Source organism: Limnochorda sp. LNt (genome assembly GCF_035593265.1).
Lineage (GTDB): Bacteria > Bacillota > Limnochordia > Limnochordales > Geochordaceae > Geochorda > Geochorda subterranea.
Genome location: NZ_CP141614.1, coordinates 1,883,659 through 1,900,924, shown reverse-complemented (window position 1 = coordinate 1,900,924; position 17,266 = coordinate 1,883,659). Strand labels below are relative to the sequence as shown.

Genomic DNA, 17,266 nt, shown 5'->3' with positions numbered 1-17,266 from the left:
CGCCGATGACGCCCGAGTGGGCCCAGCGACGCGCCGTCGTCGACGAGATCCTCCAGCGCTATCCCGAGCGGCGCTCCGCCATCATGCCGCTGCTGCACCTGGCGCAGGAGAGCCGGGGCTACGTCGCCCGGGAGGACATCGAGGCCATCGCCGAGATCCTGGCGATGACGCCGGCCCAGGTCGAGTCGGTCGCCTCCTTCTACGCGCTGTACGTGCGCCGGCCCCGGGGCCGCCACACGCTGACCGTCTGCTCCAATCTGGCCTGCGTGCTGGGCGGGGCCCGATCCCTGGTGGAGCACCTGCGCCAGCGTCTGGGCGTGGAGCCGGGCGAGACCACCGACGACGGCCTGTTCACGCTGCAGGTGACGGGCGAGTGCCTGGCCGCGTGCGACCAGGCGCCGGTGCTGCAGGTCGACGGCTACTACGTGCACCGGGCCTCGCCCGACAAGGTGGACCGTCTGCTCGAGGCGCTGCGGCGGGGCGTGCCGATGGCCGAGCTGGCCGATCGCGCCGCGCTGCCTCACGAGGCAGAGGGCGGCGCCCAGGGCGGTGCCCGGCCCGAGACCCCGGCGGGACCCGGGAAGGGGGCGAGGGCCGATGGCTGGCGCCTTTGAGCCCATTCTGACGGCAGGCATCGGCCGCATGGCGCTGGAGCGCATCGAGGTCTACGAGTCCCAGGGGGGCTACGAGGCCCTGCGCAAGGCCGTACGGCAGATGACGCCCCAGGCGGTGCAGAAGGAGGTGACCGACTCCAACCTCCGGGGCCGCGGCGGGGCAGGCTTCCCCACGGGCCGCAAGTGGAGCTTCTTGCCCGACGACGGGCGCCCCCGCTACCTGGTCTGCAACGCCGACGAGAGCGAGCCGGGCACCTTCAAGGACCGGCTGCTGCTGGAGCGCAACCCCCACCTGGTCATCGAGGGGATCATGCTGGCCGGCTACGCCATCGGGGCGGCCCGGGCCTTCGTCTACCTGCGCGGCGAGTTTCGCCAGGCCTACGAGGTGCTCCAGCGGGCGCTGGCCGAGGCCCGCCGGCGGAGCTACGTCGGCGACCGGGTGCTGGGCTCGGACTTCTCCCTCGAGATCGTGGTGCACCGGGGCGCGGGTGCCTACATCTGCGGCGAGGAGACGGGGCTGTTGAGCTCGCTGCAAGGAGGCCGGGGCGAGCCCCGCCTCAAGCCTCCGTTCCCCGCCACGGCAGGGCTCTACGGCCAGCCGACCGTCGTCAACAACGTCGAGACGCTGGCCTGCGTCCCCTCCATCGTGAGCCGGGGAGCCCGGTGGTTCGCCTCCATCGGCAGCCCCAAGAGCCCCGGCCCCAAGATCTTCTCCGTCAGCGGGCGGGTGCGCCGCCCTGGCAACTACGAGCTGCCGCTGGGTACGCCGCTGCGGGAGATCCTCTTCGAGCACGCCGGGGGCCTGGAGCCGGGCCGCCGCATCAAGGCGGTCCAGCCCGGCGGCGGCTCCTCGGCCATCCTGACCGAGGCGCACCTGGACGTGGCCATGGACTTCGACTCCGTGGCCCAGGCCGGCTCCATGCTGGGCTCGGCCGGGGTCATCGTCCTCGACGACCGCGACTGCATCGTGGAGGCCGCCCAGGTGCTGGCGGAGTTTTACGCCCACGAGTCGTGCGGGCAGTGCACCCCGTGCCGCGAGGGGCTCCACTGGGCGGCGCGGGTGTTGCGGCGCATCGTGGCAGGAGGCGGCCGTCCGGAGGACATCGAGGTGCTGCAGAGCCTGCCGAGCCGCATCGCCGGGCGCACCATCTGCCCCCTGGCCGATGCGGGGGTGGGCTTCTTGAGCTCCAGCCTCAAGTACTTCGTGGACGAGTACCGGGCCCACGTGACGCTGGGCCGCTGCGTCCGGGAGGCGTACGTGGCATGAGCGACGCCAATGGTCAGCCGACGCGCCTGACCGTCACCATCGACGGCCGCACCGTGCAGGTGGCGCCCGGCACCCTGGTGGTGGAGGCGGCCCGGCAGGCGGGGGTGCACATCCCGGTCTTCTGCTACCACCCCAAGCTCAAGCCGGTCGGCGTCTGCCGCATGTGCCTGGTCAAGGTGGAGCGCATGCCCAAGCTGGTACCGGCCTGCACGACGCCGGTGACGGACGGCATGGTGGTCGACACCCGGGACCCCGAGGTCCGGCAGATGCAGCAGGCCGTGCTGGAGTTGTTGCTCATCAACCACCCGCTCGACTGCCCGGTCTGCGACAAGGGCGGGGAGTGCGAGTTGCAGGACCTGACCTTCAAGTACGGCCCCGCCACCAGCCGCCTGGCCGACGGCAAGGTGAAGCGCCGCAAGGCGGTCGAGCTCGGGCCCTTCATCGTGCTGGACGAGGAGCGCTGCATCCTCTGTCGTCGGTGCGTGCGCTTCGACGAGGAGGTGGCGGCCGAGGCCCAGCTGGTGGTGAGCGAGCGCGCCATCGACACCCTCATCGCCACCGCGGACGGCCAGCCGTACGATCACTACTTTACCGGCAACACCATTGAACTCTGCCCGGTAGGGGCCCTCACGTCGCGGGTCTACCGCTTCAGGGCCCGGCCATGGGATCTGAGCCCTGTCGCCTCGTACTGCACGCTCTGCTCGGTGCACTGCCCGGTGCGGCTCGACTTCCGCCACGGGCAGCTGATGCGGGTCGTGTCGCAGGGGGCTCCCGAGGAGCGCATCTTCGGCGCTCCCGGCATGATGGCAGCTTACCGGACGCCCGCCGAGGAGGTCCCCGGCTTCCGGGGCATGGGGTGGTTGTGCGACCGCGGCCGTTTCGACTACCGGTACCTCCACTCGCCCCAGCGGCCCGAGCGCCCGCTGGCCGGGCGGGGCGCCCTCAAGCAGCCGCTGCCGTGGGACGAGGCCCTCACCCGCGTGCGCCAGGCGCTGGAGCAGGCCGTGCGCACCCACGGGGCCGGCAGCGTCGCCATCGTCGGCGGGGGGCGTCTGATGGCCGAGGAGGCGTGGCAGCTGCGGCAGCTGGCCGACTGGCTGGGCACCCCCCACCGCGATCACCGGGTCTCGGACCAGGCCGTGGCCTCGCTGGCGTCGCCCTCGGGGCGCACCGGCCACGCGGATGCGCTGGAGCGGGCGCGGCTGGTGGTGCTGGTGGGGCAACCGCTGGTGGAGCAGGCCCCCGTGCTGGATCTCGCGGTGCGCCGGGCCGCGCAGGCCGGCGCCCTGGTCTACGCCGCCGGGCCGGTGCGCTCCGCTACCCGGGCCGGGTGACGGCCCGGCAGGCGGCGGGCGGAGCTGGCCGACGTGTTGCGGGCCTGGCAGGCCGAGCTGGCGCGAGCGGTGGCCGGCGAGCCGGGGGCCAGGGCCTGCGTGATCTGGGATGCGCGGGGCGCCTGGGACGGCACGGCCGCTGCGGTGGGCGAAGCCGTGCTGGAGGTGGCGCAGGCGCTGGAGGCCGCGGGCGCCGAGGTGCACGTGCTGGTGCCCGGCGATCAGGCCCAGAGCCGGGCGGCCGAGGCCGCAGGCATGCTGCCGGGGCCCGGCGGGCTCGACACCGCGGGCATCCTGCGCCGAGCCGCCGACGGCGGCATCCAGGTGCTCTACCTGGTGGGGGCCAATCTGCTGGAGACCTTCCCGGACCGCTCCCTGGTGGAGCGGGCGCTGGAGCGGACGGCCTTCGTGGTGGTGCAGGACCTCTTCGTGACGGCGACGGCGACCATGGCGGATCTGGTGCTGCCGGCACTGCCCTCCGCCATGCGGGCGGGCACGCTGGTGGACCTGGACGGGGTCACGCACCACCTGGAGGCGGCCCTGCCCCCCGATGGGCGGGGCCGGGCCGACGGCGAGATCCTGGCCGGGCTGCTGGCGGCCGTGCGTGCCGACGGGCGCCTCGAGCAGGGGCCCGCCTGGGGCGACCGGGTCGCGGCGCTGAGCCCGGAGCGTGCCCGCGGACTGTGGGGAGTACCGCGTCGGGCGCCGGCAGCCGACACGGCGATGCCCCCCTCCGGCTCGGCGGAGTTGGGCCTGCGGGTGGTGCCCCTCGTGCGGCTTTACGGGGGCGGGGGCACCGTGGCCTTCGATCCCGCCTTCGCCCCGCACCGGGAGCGGCTGGCGGTGCGGCTGCACCCCGCGGACGCCGAGCGGCTCGGCGTCGTCGATGGGGCCGAGGTCGAGCTGCGCACCGCCCACGGGGCCATCCGAGCGCCCGTGCGGGTCGATCCGGCCATGGCAGCGGGCCTGGCCGGCGTGCCGGTGGCGGCGGCCCAGGGGGGCGCGCCCCAGGTGACGGCCTGGGACGACCCGCTTCCGGCCGTGACGTCGCTGGTGGTGCGGGCCGAGGTGGTGGAGCAGCGGTCATGACGGCTCTCTCGCCCCTGCTGTGGGTGGCGGGCGTCGCCATCAAGTCGCTGATCCTGGTGCTGCTGCTGTTGGGCGGCTTCGCCTACCTGCTGCTCTTCGAGCGCAAGATCCTCGGCTACTTCCAGTTTCGGGTGGGGCCCAACCGGGTGGGGCCGTGGGGGCTGCTGCAGCCCGTGGCCGACGGGGTCAAGGCCCTCTTCAAGGAGGACATCGTCCCGGCGCAGGCCGACCGCACCGTCTACCTGGCGGCTCCCGTCATCAGCCTCTTCATGGCCCTGGCGGCCTACGCCGTCATCCCCGTGGGGCCGCCGCTGGAGGTGGCAGGCTACACCATCCCCCTGAGCATCGCCGACCCCGGCGCGGGGGTGCTGGTGGTGCTGGCCTTCAGCTCGCTGGCGGTCTACGGCGTGGCCCTGGGCGGCTGGGCCTCGCAGAGCAAGTACGCGCTGCTGGGCGGGCTGCGATCCAGCGCGCAGCTCATCAGCTACGAAATCGCCATGGCCCTCAACATCCTGTCGGTGCTGGTGCTGGCGGGGTCGGTGCGGCTGGCCGACATCGTCGAGGCCCAGCGCTCGCTGCCCTACGCCATCGTGCAGCCCCTGGGATTCGTGCTCTACCTCGTCTGCGCAGCCGCCGAGTCGGCACGGGCGCCTTTCGACCTGCCCGAGGCCGAGACCGAGCTGGTGGCGGGCTACCACACCGAGTACAGCGGGCTGCGCATGGCCATGTTCTTCATCTCCGAATACATCCACCTCATCACCCAGTCGAGCCTCATCACGCTCTTCTACCTGGGCGGCTGGCTGGGGCCGGGCTTCCTGCACCCCGTCGCGTGGTTCGTGCTCAAGGTGGCGGCGGTGCTCTTCTTCTTCATCTGGGTGCGCGCCACGCTACCCCGGCTCCGCTACGACCAGCTGATGGCACTGGGCTGGAAGGTGTTGCTGCCGCTGGCCGTGGTCAATCTGGTGGCCTACGCGTCGTGGGCCGCCCTGGCCGGATGAGAGGACGACCGAGGGAAGAGGGCCCGAGCGAGATGTCTGCGGTCAAGGGGATCCTCAAGGGGCTGGGGACCACCTGGCGCCTCCTGTGGGAGCGCAAGCACACGGTACCCTATCCGGATCGCCGGAGGGTGCGCAGCCCGCGCTTTCGCGGCCGCCACGAACTGCGCCGCTACGCCAATGGGATGGAAATGTGCGTGGGCTGCGAGCTGTGCCAGGTGGCCTGCCCGGCCAACGCCATCACCGTCTACGCGGCGGAGAATGACCCGGCCCGCCCTCACTCGCCTGGCGAGCGCTACGCCTTCCGCTACGAGATCGATCTCTTGCGGTGCATCTACTGCGGGCTCTGCGAGGAGGCGTGCCCGACCGACGCGCTGCACCTGACGCAGCAGTTCGAGCTGGCCGCCTTCTCCCGGGACGCCCTGGTCTACGGGCGGGATCTGCTGGTCTCCCCCGAAGCCAGCCCGTTCGCCATCCCCGACGGCGTCTATCCGCCGTTTCACGGGGTCACCCGCCGGGGCGAGGGGGAGCCGGCCGGCGTCGAAGGGGAGCGTGAGCGGGCATGACCCTCCTCTTCGTCGCGGCCTCGGCGGTGGCCATCGCCGGCGCCCTGGGCGTGGTGGCGGCGCGGACGCCGGTGCACGGCGTGCTGGCCATGCTGGCCAACTTCGCGGGGCTTTCGGCGCTGTTCCTGTCGCTGCAAGCCGAGTTCATGGCGGTGGCCCAGATCATCGTCTACGCGGGCGCGGTGATGGTGCTGTTCCTCTTCGTCATCTCCCTGTTGAGCGCACGCAACCGGCCCACCGAGGGGCCGGAGGACCGCCTCTGGGGGCAGCTCCCGGCCGGCGTCGCGACGGCGGCGGTGGTGGTGGCCGGCCTGGTGATGGCCGTGGGCGGGCCATCGACCGCGGTGGGGGGCCCGCCGGCGTCCTGGCCGCCGGTGCCCGAAGGCTTCGGCGGGGTGGAGGCGTTCGGGCGAGTGCTGTTGACCGCCTTCCCCTTCGAGCTGGAGCTGGCGGGGCTGGTGCTCCTGGTGGCCCTGGTGGGCGTGATGGTGCTGGTGGGCCGCCGGGTGGAGACGGTCGAGCCACACCTGCCCTCGAGCGCGGAGCAGGTGCCGGCCACGGCCGATGCCGGCGCGGGGGATGGCCGCGTCCCCGAGCCGGTGGGCGTGGCCGTGACGGCCACGGGTGAGGCGACGGGGGTGAAGCCCAGGTGATGCCCGGTGCGACGCTGGAAGCTTACCTGGCGGTGGCGGCCCTCCTCTTCGGCATCGGGGCCATGGGCGTCCTCTTGCGGCGATCGCCGCTGGCCATGCTGATGTCGGTCGAGATCATGTGGAGCGCGGCCGGCCTCGCCCTTGTCGCAGCGGCCCGGTGGTGGCTCGACATGTCCGGCCAGGTCCTCACGTTCCTGGCGATGACGGTGGCGGCCGCCGAGGTGGCCATCGGGCTGGCCCTGGTGGTCATCATCTTCCGCCCGCGCGAGCGGGTCGACGTCGACGACGTGCACGATCTGGCGGGGTAGGGGAGGCGACCGGTGACCGTGGTGACGGAGCCGCAGGGTGTGGTGGCGAGCCTCTGGCCCGCCGCGGTGGTCGGGGTGCCCCTGGCGGGTGCCCTGCTGCTGGCGGCCGCCGGCCGGCGCATGGATCCCCGCACCGTGGCCTGGATCGGCGTCTCGTCGGTCGGGGCGGCCTTCGCGGCAGCGGTGGCGGCGCTGCTCGACTATCTGGCCCGGCGGCAGGCCATGGGCGAGGCGCTGGTCGGGCTGTCGACCCGGCTTTGGTCGTTGGGCGGGCCGCAGGCGCCCGGCATCGATCTGGGGCTCCTGGGTGACGGGTTGTCGCTGTGGTTCGCGCTCGTCGTGACCGGGGTCGGGCTGCTGATCCACGTCTACTCCGTGGGCTACATGGCCGGCGACCCCGGCTTCCGCCGCTACTTCGCCCAGCTCAACTACTTCATCTTCGCCATGAGCCTGCTGGTGATGAGCGACGGGCTCGTCGGCACCATCGCCGGATGGGCCAACGTGGGCCTGGCCTCGTACCTGCTCATCGGCTTCTGGTACCAGCGGGAGGACGCCAGGGCGGCGGCCATCAAGGCCTTCCTGGTCACCTTCTCGGGCGAGGTGGGCCTGGTGCTGGCCACGGCCCTGCTCTGGCACCAGACGGGCACCGTGCAGTACTATGTCCTCTTCGACCGGCTGGCGTACGTGCCCACGGGCGCGCTGACCGCCGCCGGTCTCCTGCTCTTGTGGGCGGCGGCGGCCAAGTCGGCGCAGCTGCCGCTGCACGTCTGGCTCCCCGATGCCATGGCCGGCCCGACGCCCGTCAGCGCCCTCATCCACGCGGCGACCATGGTGACAGCCGGGGTCTACCTGACGGCTCGCATGTACCCGCTGTACGCGGCGGCACCGCTGGCGCAGGCCGCGGTGGCGTGGGTCGGGGGGCTGTCGGCCCTGATGGGGGCCGTGGTGGCCTGCGGGCAGACCGATATCAAACGGGTACTGGCCTACTCCACCATGAGCCAGATCGGCTACATGCTGCTGGGGGTGGGGGTGGCCGCCGAGGCGGCGGGCGTCTTCCACTTCTTCACGCAGGCGTTTTTCAAGGCGCTGCTCTTCCTGGCCGCGGGCCTGGTCATCCATGGCCTGGGCGGCGAGCAAGACATGACCCGCATGGGCGGGCTGGCGCGGTCCATGCGCCTGGCCCTGGGTGCCTACCTGGTCGGGGCCGCGGCCATGATGGGGATCCCGCCCTTCTCGGGCTTCTACAGCAAGGACGCCATCCTGGAGGCGGTCTGGAGCCACGGGCACGTGGCGCTGTGGGCCATCGGGATCGTGGCGGCGGCCCTGACGGCCTTCTATTCGGTGCGCATGCTGACCCTCATCTTCGGAGGGGCGCCCGGCCCAGCGGTCCAGGCCGCCTCGCACGGCGGCCACGGCCACCCGGAGCCGGCGTGGGTGGCGCGCGCGATGGGCGTGCCCGTGGTGGTGCTGGCCGTACTGGCCACGGCAGGCGGGTGGGTCTGGATCCCCGGCCGCACTGCGTGGGCCGTCACGGTGCTGGAGGGCTTCTTCGGCCGCTTCCGGGAGGGGCTGGCGGCGGCCGGCCACGCGGCGGAGGCGCTGCCGGCGTGGATCCTGCGATGCCCGTCGCCGCCACGGCCCTCGGCGCGGTGGCCGCGCTGGCCGTCTACGCCGGGGCGGCGGGGCCGTCCCGCACCCGGCTCCCGGCCCGGCCGGTGGCGGCAGCCTGGGCCGCCGGGCTCTACGTGGACCACGCCTACCGGCGGGTGGTGGTGGAGCCGGCCCTGCGCCTCGCGGGCTGGGTGAGCCGTCAGGTGGAGGCCGGGGGCATCGACGAGGCGGTGCACGGCGTGGCCCTGCTGGCCGCCCAGGCCAGCGAGTGGCTGAGGGGAGTCCAGAGCGGCTTCGTCCGCCGGTACGCGCTGGTGGTGCTGGCGACTGCCGCCGTCTTGCTCATCTGGGTGGTGGCAGGGGTCTGATATGCAACTCGACATGGCGCAGATCTTCCCCTCGACCGCGATGCCGGCCCTGATCCTGGCGGCCGGGGCGCTGGCGGCGCTGGTGGTGGAGCTGGCAGCCCCGCCCGGACGGCGGGCCGGCTGGGTGCTGGGCCTGACGGCGGCGGCGCTGGTCATGGCCGGCCTGGTCGTGGCCACCGGCGGCTCGCCGGCCATCATCGAGCCGGCCTCGAGCGCCGCCCGGCTGGCGGACGACGGCATCGCCCGGCTGGTCTACGGGGTCGTGCTGGTCGCGGCCCTGGTGACGCTCGTCATCGCGGTACCTGCCCTGGACCCCGGTGAGCCGGCCGCCTTCTCGGCCCTCTTGTTGCTGGTGGCGGCGGGCATGGGGCTGCTGGCATCGGCCACCACGCTGCCCGTGCTCTTCCTGGGGCTGGAGCTGCTGTCGCTGGGGCTCTACGTCATGGTGGGCTACCACCGGCGCGAGCCGGCGGCCCGCGAGGGGGCGCTCAAGTACCTGCTTTTGGGCTCGGTGGCGTCGGGCCTGCTGCTGTTGGGGATGGCGCTGGTCTTCGCCGCCACGGGCGAGCTGGCGCTCGACGCCATCGGCCGAGCCGGCGTCGCGCCCGGGGCCCAACGCCTGTGGACGGGTGGCCTCGTGCTGGTGCTGGTGGGGATCGCCTTCAAGCTGGCCCTGGCGCCGTTGCACCTGTGGGCGCCGGACGCCTACGAGGGTGCCGGCCTGGGGGTGACCGCCTTCATGTCGGTGGCCACCAAGGCGGCCGCCTTCGCCGCCCTGCTGCGGGTGGCGCTGGCGGCGCCCGAGCAGGCCCAGCGCCCGCTGTGGCTGATGGCCGCGCTCAGCATGGCCGTCGGCAGCCTGGGGGCGTTGCGCCAGACCGAGCTGCGGCGGCTCATGGCCTACTCCGGCATCGCCAACGCGGGCTACCTGCTCATCGCCCTGCCGCACCTGACCCGGCCCGGGATCGAGGCGGCCCTCTTCTACCTGGGCAGCTACGCGCTGATCAACCTGGGCATCTTCGCGGCCGTGGCCCTGCTGCAGCCCGCGCCCGCCTCCCGCTATCCGCTGCAGATGCTCGACGGGGCGGTCGGGCGCGACCCGCTGGCGGGGTGGGCGCTGGTGGCGTTCGTGCTGGCCCTGGTGGGCATGCCCCTGACGGGCGGCTTCGTGGGCAAGGTGCTGCTGGTGGGGGCGGCGGTGCGCGAGGGGGCGCAGTGGCTGGCCTTCATGCTGGTCGCCTCGACCGCCATCCTGGCCTACCCGTACCTCAAGCTGGTAGAGCGGGCCGTGCGCCGCTCGCCGGAGGCGCCGGCCCCGACGAGCCCGGTGGCGCGGAGCGGGCCGGCGTCGGCTGCTGGCCGTCGCGGTCGTGGTGTCGGCGGCGGCCCTGGTGGCCCTGGGGGTCTGGCCGGAGCCGCTACTGGGGCTCGCCCGGCTCGCCTGGGTGAGCCTGGGTTGAGCGCCGGGCCCAGGCTGAGCCGGGTCGGGGCCATGGCTCAGGGCAGGCCCAGGCCGCGCCAGAGCCACGCGAGCAGGGGAGCGGCCGCCAGGGCCGGCAGCAGGTTGCCGGTGGGCAGGCGGGTGGCGCCCACCATGTTGAGCCCGATGGCCAGGATCAGCAGCCCCCCGGCTGCGTCGACGGTGCCCATCGTCAGGGGATCCAACGCCCGGCCCATCGCGGCCCCGGCCAGGGTGAGCGCCCCCTGGTAGACCAGCACCGTGCCGGCCGACAGGAAGACGCCCGGTCCCAGCGCCGAGGCGAAGGCGACCGAGGCGATGCCGTCCATCACCGACTTGGTCAGCAGGATGCGGGCGTCGCCCGACATGCCGTCGGCCAGACTGCCCACCACCGTCATGGGCCCCACCACGAAGAGCAGGCTGGAGGCGACGAAGGCCCGCGCGAACTCGCCGTCCTGCCGGCCGAAGCGCCGCTCCACCAGCTCCCGGGCCCGCTCGCCGAGCCGGCCCAGCTGCCGCTCGATGGCCCACCGCTCACCCAGGTAGGCCCCCAACGCCATGCCCACCAGCACCGGCAGCAGCGGTGCGGCGGGCTGCCGGGTGACGATGGCCTCGTAGGCCATCTGCCCGCCGATGAAGAGGGTGACGAGCCCGAGTCCCTGCATGACGGTGTCGGTCGCGGCAGGATCGGCGCGCCGGCGCAGCACCATGCCCAGCGTGCTCCCGGCGACGACGGCGGCGGCGTTGACCAGGGTCCCGACCATGGCTGGCGGCTGCCTCCCGTGTCCCGATGGAGGGTAAGACGGGCCCGGCTCGAAAGAGCCATCGACATCGGCGACGACGTCGTCATCGTTTCGCCGCCATCCGAGGAGTTCCTCGCCGGAGCGACGCGACGGGGCCGCCCCGGCGGGGCCCGAGAGGGGGCTGGCGTACGCACGTGCGACACGTGGCGGTCACCGGGGGCACCGGCTTCGTGGGCCGCGCCGTCGTTGCCGCCCTGCTGGGCCGCGGGCTCCAGGTGGCCGTCCTGCGCCGGCCCGGGCGGGACCGGCGGCGTCCCCGCGAGGCCAACCGCACGCTGGCCGAAGTGGCCCGCTCCGGCGGGCGGGTCGTGGAGGGAGATCTCCTGGAGACCGGCGCCCTCTCGGAGCTGGTGGCCGGGGCCGATGCCGTCGTGCATCTGGTCGGCATCATCCGCGAGCGTCCGCGCCAGGGCGTCACCTTCGCACGCGTCGTGGTCGAGGGCACTCGCCGGCTGGTGACCGCGGCGCGCTCGGCCGGCATCCGGCGCTTCGTGCTGATGAGCGCCCTGGGGGCCGACCCGGACGACCCGTGGCCCTATCCCCGCACCAAGGGTCTGGCCGAGGCCATCGCCCGGGAGGCGGGCTTCGCCGATCTCGTCATCCTGCGCCCCTCCATCATCTACGGCCCCGGTGACGGCTTCGTCGGGATGCTGGCCCGCCTGATGCGCCGCCTGCCGCTCTTTCCCGTCTTCGGCGACGGCGCCTTCCCGCTGCAGCCGGTGCCGGTCTGGGTCGTCGCGGAGGCCGTCGCCCAGGCGGTGGCGGAGCCGCTGCCGGCCGGCGGCGGGCCGGGGTCCGTGCGCCTCTACGAGGTCGGCGGTGCGGACGTGCTCACCTACCGGGAGCTGCTGGCGGCCGTGGCCGAGCGGATCGGCGTCCGGCCGCTCTTCGTGCGGGTGCCGCTGGGGTGGGTCAGGGCGGCGGTGCGGGCCGGCCAGGCGCTGCCGGGATTCCCCGTCACGCTGCAGCAGCTGGAGCTGCTCACCCGGGGCAGCACGGGCGACGCTCGCCCCTTTTACACCGCCTTCGCGGTGCCGCCGGTGCCCTTCCGGGAAGGCATTCGGGCCTACGAGATCTAATCTCGATACGGTATCGCCCATCCCTCGACGAGGAGGTTTGACAGCGTTGAAACACACCGTAACCCTCATTCCTGGCGACGGCACCGGCCCCGAGCTGGCCGAGGCCGCCCGGCGGGTCATCGACGCCACCGGCGTCCAGATCGAGTGGGAGGTGGTGGATGCCGGCGCCGACGTGATGGAGCGCTACGGTACCCCCCTTCCCCCGCAGGTGCTGCAATCGGTCCGCAAGAACCGCGTCGCCCTGAAGGGTCCCATCACGACCCCCATCGGCACCGGCTTTCGCAGCGTCAACGTGGCGCTGCGCCAGGAGCTGGGGCTGTACGCCTGCGTGCGGCCGTGCAAGCTCTACAAAGGTGTGCGCTCGCCCTACGAGCACGTGGACCTCGTCATCATCCGGGAGAACACCGAGGATCTCTACGCGGGCGTGGAGTTCGACACCGGCACGCCGGAGGCGCGCCAGATCGTCGAGATGGGCAAGGGCAAGATCGCGCCCGACGCGGCCATCTCCATCAAGCCCATCTCGCCGGGCGCCAGCCGCCGCATCGTCAAGTACGCCTTCGAGTACGCCCTGGCCCATGGCCGCCGCAAGGTGACGGCCGTCACCAAGGCCAACATCATGAAGTTCACCGACGGCCTCTTCTTCCGGGTGGCCCGCGAGGTGGCGCGTGAGTACGAGGGCAGGGTCGAGTACGAGGAGCGCCTCATCGACAACATGTGCATGCAGCTGGTGCAGAAGCCCGAGCTCTACGACGTGCTGGTGATGCCCAACCTCTACGGAGACATCGTCTCGGACCTGGCCGCCGGCCTGGTCGGAGGGCTCGGGGTGGCGCCGGGCGCCAACATCGGCGACGGCTATGCCGTCTTCGAGGCCATCCACGGATCGGCGCCCAAGTACAAGGGGCTCAACAAGGTCAACCCGACCGCCCTCATCCTATCGGGGATGCTGATGCTGCGCCACCTGGGCGAGCAGGGGGCGGCCGATCGGCTCGAGCGGGCCGTGGCCCACGTCATCGCGGAGGGCCGGTACGTCACCTACGACCTCAAGCCGCACCGGGACGACCCCACGGCCGTGGGCACCCGGGAGATGGCGGATGCCATCATCGCGGCGTTGAAGGCGGGCGTCTGACGGGCCGGGACCCGAGCGGGGCCGCTCGGCGCGCTCGTCGGTCGCCCGGCCAGAAGGGATGGGGGGTTGCCGTCGATGCGAGCACGGTTTTGGGGACATGCCTTCGTGGAGGTGATCGGACAGGACGGGTCGAGCATCCTGATCGATCCCTTCGTGACGGGAAACCCGCAGGCCGAGGGAGCGGGAGCCCGGCCCGATGCCTTCAAGCCCCGGGCCATCCTGCTGACCCACGGGCATGGCGACCACCTGGGCGACGCCCTGGCCATCGCCAGAGCCAGCGGCGCCACCGTCGTGGCGCCCTTCGAGCTGGCCATGTACTGCCAGCGCCACGGCGCCACCGTGCATCCCATGCACATCGGCGGCAGCCGGCACTTCGGGTGGGGCTGGGTCAAGCTGACGCCGGCATGGCACGGTTCGGCGGCCGAGGAGGACGGGCAGACGGTCTACACCGGCAACCCGTGCGGCTACCTGGTGCGGCTCGACGGCAAGACCCTCTACCACTCCGGCGACACGGCCCTCTTCGGCGACATGGCCCTCATCGGCCAGCGGCACCCCATCGACGTCGCCTTCGTCCCCATCGGCGACAACTTCACCATGGGGCCCGACGACGCCCTGTACGCCCTGTCGCTTCTCAAGCCCCGGCTGGCGGTGCCCATGCACTACGACACCTTCGACGTCATCCGCCAGGACCCCCAGGCCTTCGCGGTCCGGGCCCGGCAGAGCGGCGTGGAGGTGCGGGTGCTGCGTCCGGGCGAGGCGCTGGAGGTGTGACTGCCGCATACTAAGCCCGTGGCGAGACGGGCTTGGCGAGGGGCCGGTCGGGCCGTCATCGGCCTTTTGGTCGGCCTGCTCAACGGGCTGTTGGGGGCGGGCGCCACGCTGCTGGTGCCCGCCCTCGACCACCTCATGGGGGCGCCGCGGGCGGCCGCCCACGGCACCGCGCTCCCCCTGATCCTGCTGGCCTCGTCGGTCAGCCTGAGCGTCTACGCGAGCCACGGCCGCCTGCCGGTGGCGGTGGGGCTGTTGGTGGCGCTGGGCGGTACCCTGGGGGGACTGGTCGGTGCGTGGCTGATGCGCTACCTCTCGGCGGTGCGGCTGCGGCGGCTCTTCGGGCTGGCGCTGGTGGTGGCGGCGGTGCGGATGCTGTGGGGATGAGGCGTTGACGGCCGTCCTGGTCGCCATCGGGCTCGGCGTGGCCATGGGAGTCCTGACGGGCCTGGGCATCGGCGGTGGCAAGCTCCTGGTGCCCGTCATGGTGCTGGCCATGGGGCTGACGCAGCAAGGGGCGCAGGCCATCTCCCTGGCCGCCTTCATCCCGACGGCCCTGGCCGCGGCGTGGCTGCACTGGCAAGCGGGGCGCATCGCGGCGCCGCTCCTGCGTGGCCTGGCGCCCTGGGTGCTGGTCGGGGCGGTGGCAGGGGCCTGGCTCGCCAACCAGATGGCCAGCGCGGCGCTCAGCCGGGTCTACGGGCTCTTCCTGCTGGCCGTCGGCCTCTACGAGCTGTGGCCCCGCCCATCGGACCGGGCGGCGGGCGCCGGCGGCAGGAGCCGGCGGCGGGGGCGGGCAAGAGAGCGCCCGTAGGTCCGACCGAGGGGAGATGGCCATGCCCGAGGGGCGCTTGCACCTGGCCTGCGTCCAGCAGGAGCTGCGAGCCGACGACTACGTCTCGGAGGCGGCCTTCTACCGCAGAGTCGACGCCTGGATGGCCACCATCCGGCGCAGGGTGGGACAGGAGGGCCCCCTGCTGGTGGCCTTTCCCGAGGACGTCGGCACGTTCATGGTCTTCTTCGGCCACGGCGACATCCTGCGCAGGGCGACGACGCTGCCCGAGGCCATCGCCGCGCTCATCCGGCGCCGACGGCTGGAGGTGATGGTGCGGCGGCTGCGCTGCCGGGCCGGCTGGGTGCGGGCCCTGGCGCTGACCCTGGGCCCTGCGGTGGAGCGGGCCTACCGGCGCATCTTCTCCGAGGCCGCCCGCCGGTACCGGGCCTTCGTGGTGGCGGGCTCGGCGGTGTTGCCTGCGCCGTACCGGCCCTGCGTCACGGCCAACGTCGCTTACGTCTTCGGCCCCAACGGCGAGCTGTTGGGCTGGCAGCCCAAGACGCACCTGACCCCCATCGAGGGGCCCGGCGAGCTCGACATCGCACCCGCCCCCCTCGACGAGCTGCGGGTGATGCCCACCGCCATCGGACTGGCGTTGAACAGCTCGTAGCGACAATTCAAGGTGACAAAGAGCGACATGACGGGATCTATAAGGGCTGAGGTGGACAAAGCGGTTGTATCTACGCCGTTTTTCGGGTGGGCGTCACAATCTTCAGGTAGTGGGGCGGTCGGTCGACCTTCAGGGCCTGAAACAGCGCCTTCTGCTCTTCGGTGAGGGGGCGGACCTGCCAGACCTCGCCGTGGGCGGTGGCGTGGCGGCCCACGTCGATGGGGGCGACCAGATCCCGCATCTGTCGCCAGGTCTGGCCCGTCTCGTTCTCGGCCACCCGGATCATGAGGAGGGCCAGCCAGCACAGCAGCACGTGGGACCGGATGCGGTCGTCGAGCCGGTGGTACATCGGCCGGACGTCGACCGTGTGCTTCAGGTCCCGGTGCACCCGTTCCACCTGCCAGAGTTGCTTGTAGCCGTAGACCAGGTCTTCGGCGGGCAAAAGTCGTCGGAGCTGCTGATCACGAACTTCCCGTCGAGGGCGGCTTCTCGGCGAACCTTGGCCGCGTCGATGACCAGTCGCGCGCCCACGTCTGGCGCAGGTAGCGGCCGAAGGTCTCGTGGGCCCGCAGCTCGCAGGCTGCCTTGGTATGCGCCTCGCCCTGCTTCTGTTTGAGCGCTTCGAGCCGCTGGCGAAGCTCGGCCAGGATGGACTCCCGCTTCTGGCGGTCCCGCTCGGCCTCCTCGGGGTTGCGGACGATGACGAAGCGCCGGCGGGCGGCGCTATCCCCTCCGACCACGACCTCCTTGATCTCCAGCCCGTCGGGAAGCCTGCGGTACTTGCCGCCCGGCGCAGCGCCTCCGCGGGCACCCCTGGGGGCCCACCCGCAACTTCTCCCCGATGATGTAGTGATCGCCGGCGCCCTGCAGGATGCGGCGGTTCGCCTCGGAGTTGAAGCCCGTGTCCAACACCACGACCACCCGGTTGAGCTTCCAGCCGTTGAGATCCCGTTTGACCTCGGCCACGACGTTCTGGTCGCCGGTGTTGCCGGGCCAGACCCAGCAGCGGACCGGGATGCCGTCCGGGTCACGGCCAAGCCGATGACCACCTGGGCCATCTTCGGATGATCATCGGCGCTGTGCCCCCAGCGGCGCAACCCGTCGGCGTCCTCGCCCTCGATTTCGAAGTACGCCGTCGTCGTATCGAAGAAGATGACGTCCACTTCGAGGTTGAAGAGGTTGGCCAGCGTCCAGAAGACCTCGCGCTGGATCGCCTCGGCAGCCTCCAGCAGAAAGTCCATGGCCCGGTAGAGCTGGTGGACTTCCACCGCGGGCAGCTGGTCGATGTAGACGTCCTGCGCCACCCACTTCTCGATGGCCAGCTTGCTGGACGGCGCCAGGGCCCGGTTGGCCACCATGGCGAAGAGGAGCCGCTCGATGGGGGTCTGGTAGTGGCAGCGCTTGAGCAGGCGCTGCAAGGTCTTCTGGATGCCCAGCCGCCGCCACAGCCCGTCCGAAAGCCACGTCCCGCCCAGCTTCGGGGAGCCCAGGTACCGAAAGGGCCACTCCATGCCGAGATCCTTCTGCAGTTGGGCCTGCTCGTCGGGGGGCAGGAACCGGGCGATGCTGCGCACCAGGCGGCGCAGCGCGTCCAGGTCGAGCTGGTCGACCCGGCCGAAGGTGTACAGCACCTGGGCCCGGGGCTGTCCAGTCTTGGGGTCCCGGACGTTATGGGCAAGCTGGGCGTATTGGATGCCCTTGGAAGTGACGGTGCGCACGTACATCGTGCCTACATCGTAACTCGTTTACCACGCTGTGTCAATAGCTACATCTTTTGTGGT

General features: G+C 72.4%; 17 protein-coding genes and 2 pseudogenes. 17 read left to right on the top strand and 2 right to left on the bottom strand.

Annotated features, from left to right (window positions below; translation table 11 throughout):
- The first annotated feature begins 5 nt into the window (after positions 1–5).
- From VLY81_RS09125 to VLY81_RS09075, 11 genes and pseudogenes are all read left to right on the top strand, one after another.
- Positions 6–614: an NADH-quinone oxidoreductase subunit NuoE family protein gene (locus tag VLY81_RS09125; protein WP_324667856.1), complete on the top strand. Its 609-nt coding sequence runs from the start codon at positions 6–8 to the stop codon at positions 612–614.
- The gene (nuoF, locus tag VLY81_RS09120) at positions 598–1,881 is read left to right on the top strand and encodes an NADH-quinone oxidoreductase subunit NuoF (protein ID WP_324667855.1); all 1,284 of its coding nucleotides are present in this window, start codon (positions 598–600) and stop codon (positions 1,879–1,881) included. Before VLY81_RS09125 ends, nuoF begins: the two co-directional genes overlap by 17 nt.
- Entirely contained in the window at positions 1,878–3,215 is a 1,338-nt protein-coding gene (locus VLY81_RS09115; RefSeq protein ID WP_324667854.1) for a 2Fe-2S iron-sulfur cluster-binding protein, read from the top strand. The genes nuoF and VLY81_RS09115 overlap by 4 nt, the downstream gene beginning before the upstream one ends.
- 33 nt (positions 3,216–3,248) lie before the next feature.
- On the top strand, positions 3,249–4,304 hold the full coding sequence (locus VLY81_RS09110) for a molybdopterin-dependent oxidoreductase (protein WP_324667853.1): 1,056 nt from the start codon (positions 3,249–3,251) through the stop codon (positions 4,302–4,304).
- Entirely contained in the window at positions 4,301–5,302 is a 1,002-nt protein-coding gene (gene nuoH / locus VLY81_RS09105) for an NADH-quinone oxidoreductase subunit NuoH (protein WP_324667852.1), read from the top strand. Before VLY81_RS09110 ends, nuoH begins: the two co-directional genes overlap by 4 nt.
- A 32-nt stretch (positions 5,303–5,334) precedes the next feature.
- Entirely contained in the window at positions 5,335–5,865 is a 531-nt protein-coding gene (nuoI, locus tag VLY81_RS09100; RefSeq protein WP_324667851.1) for an NADH-quinone oxidoreductase subunit NuoI, read from the top strand.
- On the top strand, positions 5,862–6,518 hold the full coding sequence (locus VLY81_RS09095) for an NADH-quinone oxidoreductase subunit J family protein (RefSeq protein ID WP_324667850.1): 657 nt from the start codon (positions 5,862–5,864) through the stop codon (positions 6,516–6,518). The genes nuoI and VLY81_RS09095 overlap by 4 nt, the downstream gene beginning before the upstream one ends.
- Positions 6,518–6,826 carry an NADH-quinone oxidoreductase subunit NuoK gene (gene nuoK, locus VLY81_RS09090; RefSeq protein ID WP_324670376.1) on the top strand — a complete coding sequence of 103 codons (309 nt, stop codon included), beginning with the start codon at positions 6,518–6,520 and terminating at the stop codon, positions 6,824–6,826. Before VLY81_RS09095 ends, nuoK begins: the two co-directional genes overlap by 1 nt.
- Positions 6,827–6,838: 12 nt before the next feature.
- Complete coding sequence (locus VLY81_RS09085) at positions 6,839–8,632, top strand: NADH-quinone oxidoreductase subunit L (protein WP_324667849.1); 1,794 nt, start codon at positions 6,839–6,841, stop codon at positions 8,630–8,632.
- Entirely contained in the window at positions 8,572–8,805 is a 234-nt protein-coding gene (locus tag VLY81_RS09080; RefSeq protein WP_324667848.1) for a hypothetical protein, read from the top strand. The genes VLY81_RS09085 and VLY81_RS09080 overlap by 61 nt, the downstream gene beginning before the upstream one ends.
- A gap of 1 nt (position 8,806) precedes the next feature.
- Positions 8,807–10,042, top strand: a pseudogene (locus tag VLY81_RS09075) (NADH-quinone oxidoreductase subunit N); the annotation flags it as partial.
- Between the two features lie 260 nt (positions 10,043–10,302).
- Here the strand turns inward: VLY81_RS09075 and VLY81_RS09070 are convergent.
- On the bottom strand, positions 10,303–11,028 hold the full coding sequence (locus tag VLY81_RS09070) for a DUF554 domain-containing protein (protein WP_324667847.1): 726 nt from the start codon (positions 11,026–11,028) through the stop codon (positions 10,303–10,305).
- Positions 11,029–11,201: 173 nt separating this feature from the next.
- On the opposite strand from VLY81_RS09070, the gene VLY81_RS09065 reads away from it, so the two are divergent.
- The 6 genes from VLY81_RS09065 (at position 11,202) to VLY81_RS09040 (ending at position 15,485) form a co-directional block, all read left to right on the top strand.
- A complete protein-coding gene (locus VLY81_RS09065; protein ID WP_324667846.1) occupies positions 11,202–12,146 on the top strand; it encodes an NAD-dependent epimerase/dehydratase family protein in 945 nt (314 codons plus the stop codon).
- A gap of 46 nt (positions 12,147–12,192) precedes the next feature.
- Positions 12,193–13,272 carry an isocitrate/isopropylmalate dehydrogenase family protein gene (locus VLY81_RS09060; protein ID WP_324667845.1) on the top strand — a complete coding sequence of 360 codons (1,080 nt, stop codon included), beginning with the start codon at positions 12,193–12,195 and terminating at the stop codon, positions 13,270–13,272.
- A 75-nt stretch (positions 13,273–13,347) separates the two neighbouring features.
- A complete protein-coding gene (locus tag VLY81_RS09055) occupies positions 13,348–14,043 on the top strand; it encodes a metal-dependent hydrolase (protein WP_324667844.1) in 696 nt (231 codons plus the stop codon).
- Positions 14,044–14,061: 18 nt separating this feature from the next.
- Positions 14,062–14,427: a TSUP family transporter gene (locus VLY81_RS09050; protein ID WP_324667843.1), complete on the top strand. Its 366-nt coding sequence runs from the start codon at positions 14,062–14,064 to the stop codon at positions 14,425–14,427.
- A 4-nt stretch (positions 14,428–14,431) separates the two neighbouring features.
- Positions 14,432–14,854, top strand: coding sequence for a sulfite exporter TauE/SafE family protein (locus tag VLY81_RS09045; protein ID WP_324667842.1), 423 nt, complete (start codon positions 14,432–14,434; stop codon positions 14,852–14,854).
- 16 nt (positions 14,855–14,870) lie between these two features.
- The gene (locus VLY81_RS09040; protein ID WP_324667841.1) at positions 14,871–15,485 is read left to right on the top strand and encodes a carbon-nitrogen hydrolase family protein; all 615 of its coding nucleotides are present in this window, start codon (positions 14,871–14,873) and stop codon (positions 15,483–15,485) included.
- Positions 15,486–15,555: 70 nt separating this feature from the next.
- Here VLY81_RS09040 and VLY81_RS09030 read toward each other — a convergent pair.
- Positions 15,556–17,209 (bottom strand): annotated as a pseudogene (locus VLY81_RS09030) (IS1634 family transposase).
- Positions 17,210–17,266: the final 57 nt, after the last annotated feature.